The organism is Pseudomonas frigoris, from assembly GCF_047758635.1.
GTDB lineage: Bacteria > Pseudomonadota > Gammaproteobacteria > Pseudomonadales > Pseudomonadaceae > Aquipseudomonas > Aquipseudomonas frigoris.
Map to the genome: position 1 here is coordinate 6,628,764 of NZ_CP180479.1, position 12,700 is coordinate 6,641,463.

A 12,700-nucleotide genomic window follows, 5' to 3' on the forward strand; every position below is an offset into this window, starting at 1 on the left:
GATGAACATCTCCCGCAGCAGGATGCTGCTCTTTTCCTGGATACTGCCCTTCACGGTACTGGCCGAACCCGCACAACCGACCCACGAGTTCACGTTAAGCAACGGCCTGAAAGTGGTGGTACGCGAGGACCATCGCGCCCCGGTAGTGACCTCACAACTCTGGCTCAAGGTCGGCTCCAGCGATGAACCGCCGGGGAAGTCTGGCCTGTCCCATGCGCTGGAGCACATGCTCTACAAAGGCAGCAGCAAGACCTGTGCAGGTGAAGCTTCCGCCATTCTGGACAAGCTGGGCGCGTCACATAACGCCTTTACCGATAAGGACGTCACCGCCTACTACCAGACCGTGCAACCTCACCAGTTGGGTGTCGCGTTCGAGTTGATGGCCGACATGATCTCGACCGCTCATTTGCGAGCCGAGGATTTCATTCCGGAACTTTCCGTCATTCAGGAAGAACGACGGCTACGAGTCGACGATGATCCCGACGCAATCGCGCAACACCGCCTCACCAGCATCGCCTTTCCCGCCAGCAGCTATGGCGCGCCAATCATCGGCTGGATGCACGACTTGCAACGCTTGAACGCTGATGACGTGCGTCACTGGTACCAGACCCACTACGCCCCCGGTAATGCCACGCTCGTCATTGTCGGTGACGTCACGCTGGAAAAGGTGAAGCCCCTGGTCGAGCGCTACTTCGGCGTACTTGCGGCCAGACCGTTTGTCGCGGCAAGGACATCGATGGAGTTGGCCGAGCCCGGAGAGCGGAAAATCATCCTGCACCAGGCGATCCCGGCGCCTCGATTGATCATGTCGTTCAATGTCCCGAGCCTTGCCACCGCCGAAAACCGTCGAACAGTGCATGCATTAAGGCTACTCAACACCTTGCTGGCCGGTTCGAACAGCGCACGCCTGCGTAAAAGCCTGCAATTTACCGACAGGCTGTTTTCCAGCACCTCGTCCGAATACAACACGCTTTATCGAGGTGACAGTCTGCTTACCCTCACCGCCCAGCTCCACAGCCAACGCAATGAAAGCCTCGATCAAGCACAGGCCCGTATCTGGGAACTGCTCAACGAACTCAAGTCCGCACCGCCCGACAGCGTCGAACTGGAGCGCGCCCGCACCCTGCTGATCGCCGGGCAGATCTACAACCGCGACGACATTGAAAAACAGGCGGATCACCTCGGTGCACTCGAGAGCATCGGCCTTTCCTGGCGACTGATGGAAGAGGATGTCGATGAACTGAATCAGGTGACCCCCGCAGACATTCAGCACGTCGCGCGGACGTACCTGACCCGACAACGCCTGAGCACCGCCCATGTCCTCGTGGAGAAAAATAATGAATAAGGTTAGTTGCGTGACACTGTGGCTGTTAGTGATCGGTGGCCTGCAAGGCTGTCTGGCCTTGGCCGACACCGAACCGCAGCTTCCTGCTGTGGTTCAGTCTCCACGGCTGCAATCGCTGGCAGAGCTGGACGCGCAGACACCAGCCTCGCGCGCCCTGAAAATCCACGGTTGGAAATCGCCGTCCGGTGGCAAGGTGCTGTTTATTCGCACTCCAGAACTGCCGATGTTCGACCTGCATGTCAGTTTTCCTGCCGGCAGCACGCGAGATGGTCAGCATTCCGGTCTGGCGGCAACGACGTTCAGCCTGCTTAACGAAGGCGTACCGGGCAAGGATCTCTCAGCGATTATCGAAACCTTTGATGGCCTTGGCGCAAAAACCAAAATGAGCATCGAGCAGGATCGGGCCTCATTGTCCTTGCGCAGCCTGACTGCCATCGATAAGCGCGACCCGGCGCTGTTGCTGTTTACCCAGATACTTGGCCAACCCCTGCTGACCGACGAAGCACTGGTCAACGTCAAAAAAGAACTGACCAATATCCTCAAGACCCAGCAGCAGGATCCCGAATCACAAATCACCCAAGCCATGATTGACCTGCTAATGGCTGGACACCCTTACGCCCAACCAGTCTTTGGCACAGAAAAAAGCCTGGCTGCACTCTCTCGTGAACAGGTCCAGACGTTCCATCGGCAAGCCTATAGCGCGGGGAATGTGCTGATTACCCTGGTCGGCGACCTGACACTGGAACAAGCCCAGGCGATGAGCCTGCAGGTTATCAACGCGCTGCCAGCAGGTTCCAAAATGCCCCCCGTAATTCCGGTCCCGCGCCGACAGGTCGATGCAACGTCACGGCATATCGAGCGCCCCCTGAACCAGACGCAGATCATGCTGGGGCAACCTGGCGTGACACCGCAGCACCCCGATTACATGGCGCTGAGAGTGGCCCATATGATTTTCGGTGAGCAGAAAATCTCTTCGCGACTGATGACGGAGCTGAGAGAAAAACGCGGTTTGACCTATGACGTGCAACTGAAGAACACCCTCTGGGAGGAAGGCGGTACTGCCGTCATCAGCCTGAATACCAGCCCACAGTTCAGCGAAGGTGCGGTGAAGCTGGTGCAGTCAATGTATCGCGACTACTTGCAAACGGGTCCGACACAACAGGAGCTCGACGACACCCTGCGCCAACTGCGCAGCAGCAGCGCGTTGAACAGCGCCAGCAATTCACAGATTATTGCCCGACTGGTCAATATCAACCAATACGACTTGCCGCTCAATCTGGATTTTTCAATCGAACAGGCTCAGAAACTGACCGTTGCGCAAGTCAGAACAGCCCTGAACAAGCACTTTGACGCGGACCAATGGTCGGTGGTGACCATAGGCCCGACCGTAGAACAACAGCCTCTGCCTCTCCCGACCAACGAGGTACCGCAGAGCATGTGTCGCGCCGAAACGGGGATTGTGGCAAGTTAGTTTCTTTGGACATAGGCGCCAGGGCCACGCTTTTCAGCCCTGCCGCCGACTGTTTGACCTTTTAGAGAAACATCGTGCTCCAGCCCAGCGAACGCTTCACCCCGGCCACCGGCCTTGGTAATCCGCACTTGCAAACCTTGTGGGGACCGCTGTGGCGCAAAACCACGCACATCGAACGCCAGCGCGAACGCTTATGGCTTGAGGATGGCGACTTTCTCGACCTCGACTGGCACGGCCCGCACAGCGCCGATGCGCCACTGGTGCTGGTGTTGCACGGCCTGACCGGGTCTTCAAATTCGCCTTACGTGGCCGGGGTGCAGAAAGCACTGGGCGCCCAAGGCTGGGCCAGCGTCGCACTGAACTGGCGCGGCTGCTCAGGCGAACCGAATCTGCTGGCACGCAGCTACCATTCCGGTGCCAGTGAAGACCTGGCCGAAACCATCAAACACCTGAAGGCCCAACGACCGCTCGCGCCGTTGTATGCGGTCGGCTATTCCCTGGGTGGCAATGTGTTGCTCAAGCACTTGGGCGAATCCGGCAGCAATAGTGGCGTGGTCGGTGCGGTGGCGGTGTCGGTGCCGTTTCGTCTCGATCAATGCGCCGACCGTATCGGCCAGGGTTTCTCCAAGGTCTATCAGGCGCATTTCATGCGGGAGATGGTGGCCTACATCAAGAACAAACAACGCCAGTTCCAGCATGACGGGCGCGAGGATGGACTGGCGGCATTGGCCGCGCTGGGCTCGCTGGAGAACATGCGCACGTTCTGGGATTTCGATGGCCGGGTCACCGCGCCGCTGAACGGTTTTGCCGATGCCGAAGATTACTATCGCCGCGCTTCGAGTCGCTATTTCCTCGGCGAAATTCGTACGCCGACCCTGATCATTCAAGCGGCCGATGACCCGTTTGTCTTTCCTCATAGCCTGCCGCATGCCGACGAATTGTCTGCCTGCACTCAATTCGAGTTACAGACCAAGGGTGGGCATGTCGGCTTCGTCGATGGTTCGCTCAGGCAACCGGGTTACTACCTGGAACGCCGCATCCCGCAATGGCTGACCGCCGTGGGGCGCCAGTAAGACCATGGACGTCGACCAGGGCGAGTCGATCCGATTCTGGCAAACAGCACCGTTGGTCGGCGTCGAGTTATTGTCCGCACGCTACATCGAACACCGTTTCGCGCCCCATGTGCACGACGGTTACGTGATTGGCATGATCATGGCCGGTGCCCAGCGCTATCGCTATCGCGGTGCCGAACACCTGGCGGGCAGCGGCACACTGGTGCTGATCAATCCGGATGAACTGCACACCGGCCATAAAGGCACGGAGGATGGCTGGTTGTATCGGGCGTTCTATCCGGACAGCGGTCAGATTCTGTCGCTGTTGGCGGAGCTGGAACTGCCGACCAACAACTTGCCGGCGTTCGGCGCGACGCTGTATCGCGATCCGGATCTGGTGAAGGGTTTCTGCCAACTGCATCGTCTGCTGGAGAGTCCGTCCACGGCCTTGCAACAACAAACGGTCTGGCGGGAAATGATGCTGTTGCTGCTGCAACGGCACGCAGCGGTACCGATTGCAGGCAAGCCGGGCAAGGAACATCGGGCGGTGACGCTGGCCAAGGATCTGCTGCAAGCACAATTGGCGACGCCGCCTTCGCTGGAGGAACTGGCAGCGGCGGTCAACCTTTCGCCCTTCCACTTCGCCCGGGTGTTCCGCCGCGCCACTGGCATGCCGCCACACACCTGGCTGATGCAGCAGCGCATCGCCCGGGCGCGAGCGCTGTTACAGAATGGTTGCTTACCGTTGGAAGTGGCGACGCAGTTGGGGTTTGCTGACCAGAGTCATCTGAGTCGGCAGTTCAAGCAGGTTTACGGTGTCGGGCCGGGCGCATATCGCAGCGCCCGGCTTTAGAATCAAAAGATCGCAGCCTGCGGCAGCTCCTACAGGTGTACACATTCCACTAATGAAATGGCTACCCCCGCCGCCGCCCGTGATCGCCCACTAAGCTTTCACAGGGGGCTCATCGGAGACCGTTGCCATGAAAGTAGCTATTGCCGCCATCGACTTAGGAAAACGTACCTTCCATCTGCATGCACAAGATGAGCGCGGGAATGAGCTCTACCGCAAAAAATTCACTCGAATGACGCTCATCCAACATCTGGCGAATCTCGAACCCTGCACCGTCGTGATGGAAGCCTGTGGCGGCGCCCACTTCATGGCACAACAGGTCGCCAAGCTGGGCCATACGCCCAAGCTCATCGCCCCTCATCTCGTGCGTCCTTACGTGAAAAGCAACAAGAACGACTTCGCCGATGCCGAGGCGATCTGCGAGGCGGCGACTCGCCCCACCATGCGCTTTGTGCCGCCCAAAACCCAGGCCCAACAGGCGCTGGCCATGCTCAACTCCACCCGCGATGCGTTCATCAAAGACCGCACCGCAACCGTCAATCGGATTCACGCCGCCCTTCTGGAGGTTGGCGTCAGCCTGGCCCCCGGCTTCAAGTCGATCAATGAACTGCCGGGGCTGCTTGAGACGAGTTCATTCTCTGAGGCCATCAAACTAAATCTGACGATGCTGCATGAGCACTTCAACTACCTGACTGAGCGGATCAAGACACTGGATAAGCGAGTGCAATGCCAGGCCGCTGAAGATGATCTGGCATCGCGCTTGATGACAATACCGTGCTTAGGCCCGATCACCTCCACCGTCCTGGCTGCCGAGTTGGGCGATGGCAAACAATTCAAATGCGGCCGAGGCTATTCAGCCTCCATCGGGCTGGTGCCCAAACAGCATTCCACGGGCGACAAGACCGTCCTGTTGGGCATCAGCAAGCGCGGTGATCGAAACCAGAGGCGCCTGCTCATCCAGTGCGCCCGTGTCTACCTGATCCAGCTGGAGCGACAGAAAGGCGCTTTGGCGGACTGGGTCCGCCAGTTATTAGCGTCCCACCATCACTCCAATCTCGTGGTCTGTGCGCTGGCCAACAAGCTGGCGAGGATCGCCTGGGCAATCGCAGCACACCACACTGAATTCGATGCAGGGCCAGCCAAGATGAACGCCTGACCCTGCTGTCACCCGAGCACCACCCACCTGGTTTTGCGATGCTGGATAACAGATGACGTGAACGGCCAACCGGCCTGACGACAACCCTGAGCTCCTACACGGCTGAAAGGCCGTTCCACTAATTAGGATCGTCGGGCATCGATTCTCATCGAGGCGCGGGGACCACAACCCCCACTCAGACGCCGGATAGATGAAAGCAAGCCAAACACGCATCAAAAACAGTATTGCAGAAAAGGGGGTAACCATAGATGTAGGAGCTGCCGCAGGCTGCGATCTTTTGATCTTCATTCGCCGATGGCGATGCCGTGTGCAGGATCGTTGATCCACTCGCTCCATGAACCGGCATACAACGATCCCAACGGATAACCCGCCAGACACAACGCAAACAGGTTGTGACAGGCCGTCACGCCAGAACCGCAGTACGCCACCAGATCGGTCGGCGAACGATCACCGAGCTTCTCGGCAAAACGCTGTTTGAGCTGATCGGCCGGCAGAAAACGCCCGTCGCTGCCCAGGTTGTCGGTGAACGCCGCACATTGCGCGCCGGGGATGTGCCCGGCAATCGGGTCGATCGGCTCTACTTCGCCCTTGAAACGCGGCAAGCCGCGGGCATCGAGCAAGGTCAGCGCAGGCTGGCCGAGACGTTGTTGGAGCTGTTCGGCGCTCAAGATCAGCGCGTTGTCCGGCGTCCCCGTGAAGGTGCCCCGTTCAATCTGCGGCGCATCAAGACTCAGGGGCAAACCGGCCGCGTGCCAGGCCTTGAGTCCGCCATCCAGAATGAACACGCCGTCACGTTTGCCCAGCCAGGCCATCAACCACCAGGCTCGCGCCGCGTATGCACCCGGACCGTCGTCGTACAAAATCACATCGCTGTCGGCGTTGACGCCCCAGGCTTGCAGACGTTCGATCAAGTCTTCAGGTTCAGGCAGCGGATGACGCCCGGTCACACCCTTGATCAATGTCCCGCTCAAATCACGCTCAAGATCGGCAAAGCTCGACCCGGCAATATGCCCTTCGGCATAGCTGCGCTGACCGTAATCCGGGTCTTCGAGGGCAAAACGACAATCCAGAATCACCAGCCCCGGCTGCTCCTTTTTCAGGTCCAACGCTTGCGGGCTGATCAGTTGCGCAATGGGCATAACGGGCTCCTGCGATTTTGGCGATGGTTGATCCTACTGCACTTTCTATCCCACTTCTTCCAGTGCTTGGGCCAGCGGCACGTAAAACTCCTCGAACAGCGCATTCACCGAATCGCGAGACTGATCCGTGACAAAACCGGCCTCAAGCACCAGCACCTGATACACCCCACGTTTAATGGCCTGTTCGCTCAGGTGATTGGAGTTTTCACGGGTGGTGCAGAGAAAACGCACCCAGGACGTCAGGATGATCCAGGCATTGAGCGTCAGGGATTCGATCTGAACCTTGTCCATTTGCAGGATGCCGGCCTCGACGAAGCCCGCGTAGATGTGCGTGCCATGGATCAGACAGCGTTGGGAAAAGCGCCGATAACGGGCGGCCAGCTCCGGGTCACTGTCGAGCAGGTGCTCCAGATCGCGGTGCAAAAACCGGTAGCGCCACATGGCAGCCAGCAATTCCTGGAGGTAGAAGCGCTTGTCTTCGACCGTGGCGGCACGGCCCTGGGGCGGGCGCAGGAAGCTGTCCACCAGGCTTTCGTACTCACTGAACAGCACGGCGATGATCGCCTGCTTGTTGGGGAAGTGGTAGTACAGGTTGCCCGGGGAAATTTCCATGTGGGCAGCAATGTGGTTGGTGCTGATGCTGCGCTCACCCTGCTGATTGAACAGCTCCAGGCTGTTCTGCACGATGCGCTCGCTGGTTTTGATCCGAGGGGCCATGGCTTGGGCTTTAATTCAAAGTGCGTTGACGGGCATCTTACGACCTATCCGCGGGTGGATAAAACAAAGCTGCGCCAGGATGTCATTTGACTTTATAGAGCATAGACTCTAAAAAGTCCCTCATTACAATAAATCCGGAGCCGACCATGACTGCTGACATCGCCTACCTGCAGAACTTGCAGCAGCCCCTGGAGGAGCTCCAGACCCTGTTCGACGCCCAACGCGCGGCGTATGCCGCCAACCCAATGCCACCCGCCGCCCAGCGCCAGCAATGGCTCAAAGCCCTGCGCGATCTGTTGAGCAATGAGCGCCAGTCTCTGATCGATGCCATCAGCCAGGATTTCAGCCACCGCAGCGCCGATGAAACCCTGCTCGCCGAACTGATGCCCAGCCTGCACGGCATTCACTACGCCAGTCAGCACCTTAAAGGCTGGATGAAGGCGTCGAAACGCAAGGTCGGAATTGCCTTTCAACCCGCGGCGGCCAAAGTCGTTTATCAACCTTTGGGTGTGGTCGGGGTGATCGTGCCGTGGAACTACCCGCTGTATCTGGCCATCGGCCCGTTGGTAGGCGCGTTGTCGGCAGGCAATCGGGTGATGCTCAAGCTCAGCGAATCGACCCCCGCCACCGGTTTGTTGCTCAAGGAACTGCTGGGCCGAATCTTCCCGCAAGACCTGGTCTGCGTGGTACTGGGCGAAGCCGATATCGGCGTAGCGTTCTCCAGATTGCGTTTCGATCACCTGCTGTTCACTGGCGCCACCAGCATCGGCAAACACGTGATGCGTGCAGCGGCCGAGAACCTGACCCCGGTGACCCTCGAACTCGGCGGCAAATCCCCGGCCATCGTGTCCCGCGACGTGCCACTCAAGGACGCTGCCGAACGCATCGCCTTCGGCAAGACGCTCAACGCCGGACAGACCTGCGTGGCCCCGGACTATGTGTTGGTGCCGGAAGATCGCGTAGGCGCTTTCGTCGAAGCCTATCGTCAGGCGGTTCGTGGGTTTTATCCGACCTTGACCGACAACCCGGACTACACCGCGATCATCAATGACCGACAATTGGCGCGTCTCAACGGCTACATCAGCGACGCCACCAGCAAGGGCGCGCTGCTGATTCCGCTGTTCGACAAGGGCCAGGGGCGCCGCATGAGCCACAGCCTGCTGCTCAACGTCAGCAACGACATGATGGTGATGCAGGACGAAATCTTCGGTCCGCTGTTGCCGATCGTTCCCTACAAGGATCTGGATCAGGCCTTTGCCTATATCAATGAACGACCCCGTCCGCTGGCCCTGTATTACTTCGGCTACGACAAGCGTGAGCAACACCGCGTACTTCACGAAACCCATTCCGGCGGCGTGTGCCTGAACGACACCCTGCTGCACGTCGCTCAGGACGATATGCCATTCGGCGGGATCGGTGCCTCTGGCATGGGCCATTACCACGGCCACGAAGGTTTCCTGACCTTCAGCAAAGCCAAAGGTGTGCTGATCAAACAGCGGTTCAATGCGGCGAAATTGATCTACCCGCCGTACGGAAAATCCATTCAGAAGCTGATTCAGAAGCTGTTTATCCGCTAACGATCATCCCCTTCGGGTAATAACAATAATGAGCCCAAGTCTGTCCGATACACCCGCGCTGTCACGGCGCGGCTTGCTTAAATTCAGCCTGGGTGCCAGCGCTTTTCTCGCCACCGCCGGTTTGGGAGCGAGCCTCAGCGGTTGCTCATCGAGCCTGCCGGCCAGCGGTTTCGCGATTCTGCGCAGCGGTGACTTGCTGTTTTTGCGGGCACTGATTCCGGTGATGCTCGACGGCGCTGTGGCCATCGAGAAAATGCCGACGGCCGTCGGTGAAACCCTGCACTGCCTGGACAACGGTCTGAATCATCTGTCGCCGGAAATGCTCAAGCTGACCCGACAGTTATTCGATGTGCTGGGAATGAGCATCACCCGCGGCCCACTGACCGGGATCTGGGGCAGCTGGGAAAACGCCAGTGCCGACGAGATCCGGCATTTTCTCGATCGCTGGGAAAACAGCTCGTTAAGTCTGCTGCGCATGGGCCATAGCTCGCTGCTGCAACTGGTGATGATGGCTTGGTACAGCCGGGCGGAGTCGTGGGCACATTGCGGGTATCCCGGGCCGCCAACGGTTTAAGACCGAGTTGATCCTATCGTCGGATCGCCGCCCGGAGCAAGCTCGGCTCCCACATTGACCGCGTAAACCCTGGAGCCGAGCTTGCTCGCGATGGCGTCAGTCGCCTCACTACTTCTTCCAAATAATAAAAAGAGACCCTGAAGATGCCCGTACCCGATCCGTTCCGCGAAGGCCAGGCCCGTGGCTGGAAAACCTATAACGGTTCACAACTGACCCAGGACCTGACCCTCGAAGCGGACGTGGCGATTATCGGCAGCGGCGCGGGCGGTGGCACCACCGCCGAAATCCTCAGCGCCGCGGGCTACAAGGTATTGCTGATCGAGGAAGGCCCGCTCAAGACCAGCAGCGACTTCAAGATGCTCGAAGACCAGGCCTACACCAGCCTCTATCAGGAAGGTATCGGCCGCATGAGCAAGGACGGCGCAATCACCATCCTCCAGGGCCGGGCGGTGGGCGGCACCACGCTGATCAACTGGACCTCCAGTTTTCGCACGCCGGATCCGACCCTCGACCACTGGGCCAAGGAACACGACGTCAAAGGCCACGCGCCGGCCGAGATGGCGCCGTGGTTCGAGAAAATGGAACAACGCCTGGGCGTCGCACCCTGGATGGTCCCGCCCAACGCCAACAACGACGTGATCCGCAAAGGCTGCGAAAAACTCGGCTACGCCTGGCATGTGATCCCGCGCAACGTGCGTGGTTGCTGGAACCTCGGGTACTGCGGCATGGGTTGCCCGACCAACGCCAAGCAATCGATGCTGGTCACAACCATCCCGGCGACCCTGGAAAAAGGTGGGGAGTTGCTCTATCTGGCTCGTGCCGAAAAGCTCTTGATCGCCGGCGACAAGGTCACGGGCTTGCATTGCGTAGCGATGGACGATCGCTGCGTCGCGCCTACCGGACAGACGATCACGGTCAAGGCGCGGCATTACGTGCTGGCCGGGGGCGGGATCAACAGCCCGGCGTTGCTCATGCGCTCCGAGGCACCGGATCCGCACAAACGGCTGGGTAAACGGACTTTTCTACACCTGGTGAACATGTCGGCAGGGTTGTTCGACGAAGTGATCAACCCGTTTTATGGCGCGCCACAGTCGATCTATTCCGACCATTTCCAATGGCAGGACGGCACCACCGGAAAAATGTCTTACAAACTCGAAGTGCCGCCACTGCACCCGGCACTGGCCACGACCCTGCTCGGCGGTTTCGGCAAGGAAAACGCCCAGCACATGGAAAACCTGCCCCACACCCACGCCATGTTGGCGTTGCTGCGGGACGGCTTTCACCCGGACAGCCCCGGCGGCAGCGTCGAGTTGCGCGGTGACGGCACGCCGGTGCTCGACTATCAGGTTTCACCCTATGCCTGGGACGGATTGCGTCGGGCGTTCCACAGCATGGCCGAGATCCAGTTCGCGGGCGGTGCCCATGCGGTAATGCCAATGCACGCCGATGCTCGCTACGTGAAAACCCTGACCGAAGCGCGCACGCTGATCGACGGCCTGAGCCTTGAGCTGTATCGCACACGCCTGGGCAGCGCCCATGTGATGGGCGGTTGTGCCATGGGTGAAGACCCGAAAAACGCCGTGACCGACAGCCTCGGCCGGCATCATCAGTTAGGCAACCTGTCGATTCATGACGGCTCGCTGTTCCCCACCAGCATTGGCGCAAACCCACAATTGTCGGTCTACGGGCTGACGGCGCAGCTGGCAACTTCTTTGGCCGAACGTTTGAAAAACCCATGAAAATGGAGAATATTCCAATGGTCTATAGTGCTTTCTTACCCAAAAGGCGACTTGGCCGACCGGGAAGGCTGCGATACCATCCGACTCCCCAACGGACTCCCGCCAGGACGACGCGATGAACCGAGTGTTGTACCCAGGTACCTTCGACCCTATTACCAAGGGCCATGGCGATCTGGTCGAACGCGCCGCGCGCCTGTTCGATCATGTGATCATCGCCGTCGCCGCCAGCCCGAAGAAAAACCCGTTGTTTCCCCTGGAACAGCGTGTGGCGCTGGCCCGCGAGGTCACTAAACATCTGCCGAACGTTGAAGTCGTCGGCTTCTCGACGTTGCTGGCGCATTTCGCCAAAGAGAAGAACGCCAACGTGTTCCTGCGTGGTTTGCGAGCGGTGTCGGACTTCGAATACGAATTCCAGCTGGCCAACATGAACCGTCAGCTGGCACCGGATGTGGAAAGTTTGTTTCTTACCCCGTCCGAGCGTTATTCGTACATTTCCTCGACGCTGGTCCGTGAAATTGCAGCCCTGGGCGGTGATATCACCAAGTTCGTCCACCCTGTGGTGGCGGACGCCCTGAACGAACGCTTCAAAAAGTAGGAGCTGCCGCAGGCTGCGATCTTTTCCCTTGATCGCCCCCGCGTGCACTGCGGGCGCCAATGCGGCACAATTGTGCGCATTGGTTTATTGCGCCCGGGCCTTCCGCCCTGGCTGGAGTTAGCATGTCCCTGATCATCACCGACGATTGCATCAACTGCGACGTCTGCGAACCCGAGTGCCCGAACGCCGCCATCTCCCAGGGCGAAGAGATCTACGTGATCGACCCGAACCTGTGCACCCAGTGCGTCGGCCACTACGACGAACCTCAGTGCCAGCAAGTTTGCCCGGTGGATTGCATTCCGCTGGACGAGGCGCATCCGGAGACTGAAGAGCAGTTGATGGAGAAGTACCGGAAGATTACTGGCAAGGCTTGAGTCAGAGATTTTTGTAGCGTTTGTAAGGGCCTCATCGCGAGCAAGCTCGCTCCCACAGTTGATCGCGGTCTAATGTGGGAGCGAGCTTGCTCGCGATGAGGCCATCAGCCA

Annotated in this window: 12 protein-coding genes; 10 read left to right on the plus strand and 2 right to left on the minus strand. The window is 59.2% G+C overall.

Annotated features, from left to right (window positions below; genetic code table 11):
• Position 1 precedes the first annotated feature (1 nt).
• The 5 genes from ACMXYH_RS30625 to ACMXYH_RS30645 all read left to right on the plus strand — a co-directional run bounded on the left by ACMXYH_RS30625 (position 2) and on the right by ACMXYH_RS30645 (position 5,874).
• Positions 2 to 1,345 carry a M16 family metallopeptidase gene (locus ACMXYH_RS30625; RefSeq protein ID WP_415765841.1) on the plus strand — a complete coding sequence of 448 codons (1,344 nt, stop codon included), beginning with the start codon at positions 2 to 4 and terminating at the stop codon, positions 1,343 to 1,345.
• Positions 1,338 to 2,816 carry a M16 family metallopeptidase gene (locus tag ACMXYH_RS30630; protein WP_415765842.1) on the plus strand — a complete coding sequence of 493 codons (1,479 nt, stop codon included), beginning with the start codon at positions 1,338 to 1,340 and terminating at the stop codon, positions 2,814 to 2,816. The genes ACMXYH_RS30625 and ACMXYH_RS30630 overlap by 8 nt, the downstream gene beginning before the upstream one ends.
• Before the next feature lie 74 nt (positions 2,817 to 2,890).
• Positions 2,891 to 3,889 (plus strand): hydrolase, encoded by a 999-nt coding sequence (locus ACMXYH_RS30635; protein WP_415765843.1) that lies wholly within the window; start codon positions 2,891 to 2,893, stop codon positions 3,887 to 3,889.
• A 4-nt stretch (positions 3,890 to 3,893) separates the two neighbouring features.
• The gene (locus ACMXYH_RS30640; protein ID WP_415765844.1) at positions 3,894 to 4,721 is read left to right on the plus strand and encodes an AraC family transcriptional regulator; all 828 of its coding nucleotides are present in this window, start codon (positions 3,894 to 3,896) and stop codon (positions 4,719 to 4,721) included.
• 127 nt (positions 4,722 to 4,848) lie between these two features.
• A complete protein-coding gene (locus ACMXYH_RS30645; RefSeq protein WP_415764593.1) occupies positions 4,849 to 5,874 on the plus strand; it encodes an IS110 family transposase in 1,026 nt (341 codons plus the stop codon).
• 284 nt (positions 5,875 to 6,158) lie between these two features.
• Here ACMXYH_RS30645 and ACMXYH_RS30650 read toward each other — a convergent pair whose 3' ends face one another.
• Positions 6,159 to 7,013 carry a sulfurtransferase gene (locus tag ACMXYH_RS30650; RefSeq protein ID WP_415765845.1) on the minus strand — a complete coding sequence of 285 codons (855 nt, stop codon included), beginning with the start codon at positions 7,011 to 7,013 and terminating at the stop codon, positions 6,159 to 6,161.
• A gap of 45 nt (positions 7,014 to 7,058) precedes the next feature.
• The gene (locus tag ACMXYH_RS30655) at positions 7,059 to 7,730 is read right to left on the minus strand and encodes a TetR/AcrR family transcriptional regulator (RefSeq protein WP_129440307.1); all 672 of its coding nucleotides are present in this window, start codon (positions 7,728 to 7,730) and stop codon (positions 7,059 to 7,061) included.
• Positions 7,731 to 7,876: 146 nt separating this feature from the next.
• Here ACMXYH_RS30655 and ACMXYH_RS30660 point away from each other — a divergent pair, with 146 nt between their 5' ends.
• The 5 genes from ACMXYH_RS30660 to ACMXYH_RS30680 all read left to right on the plus strand — a co-directional run bounded on the left by ACMXYH_RS30660 (position 7,877) and on the right by ACMXYH_RS30680 (position 12,589).
• Entirely contained in the window at positions 7,877 to 9,307 is a 1,431-nt protein-coding gene (locus ACMXYH_RS30660; RefSeq protein ID WP_415765846.1) for a coniferyl aldehyde dehydrogenase, read from the plus strand.
• Positions 9,308 to 9,335: 28 nt separating this feature from the next.
• A complete protein-coding gene (locus ACMXYH_RS30665; RefSeq protein ID WP_129440303.1) occupies positions 9,336 to 9,881 on the plus strand; it encodes a twin-arginine translocation pathway signal protein in 546 nt (181 codons plus the stop codon).
• A 143-nt stretch (positions 9,882 to 10,024) separates the two neighbouring features.
• The gene (locus ACMXYH_RS30670) at positions 10,025 to 11,620 is read left to right on the plus strand and encodes a GMC family oxidoreductase (protein WP_415765848.1); all 1,596 of its coding nucleotides are present in this window, start codon (positions 10,025 to 10,027) and stop codon (positions 11,618 to 11,620) included.
• Between the two features lie 115 nt (positions 11,621 to 11,735).
• Positions 11,736 to 12,215, plus strand: coding sequence for a pantetheine-phosphate adenylyltransferase (gene coaD / locus ACMXYH_RS30675; RefSeq protein ID WP_123368514.1), 480 nt, complete (start codon positions 11,736 to 11,738; stop codon positions 12,213 to 12,215).
• Between the two features lie 122 nt (positions 12,216 to 12,337).
• Positions 12,338 to 12,589: a YfhL family 4Fe-4S dicluster ferredoxin gene (locus tag ACMXYH_RS30680; RefSeq protein WP_003195146.1), complete on the plus strand. Its 252-nt coding sequence runs from the start codon at positions 12,338 to 12,340 to the stop codon at positions 12,587 to 12,589.
• The last annotated feature ends 111 nt before the right edge of the window (positions 12,590 to 12,700 follow it).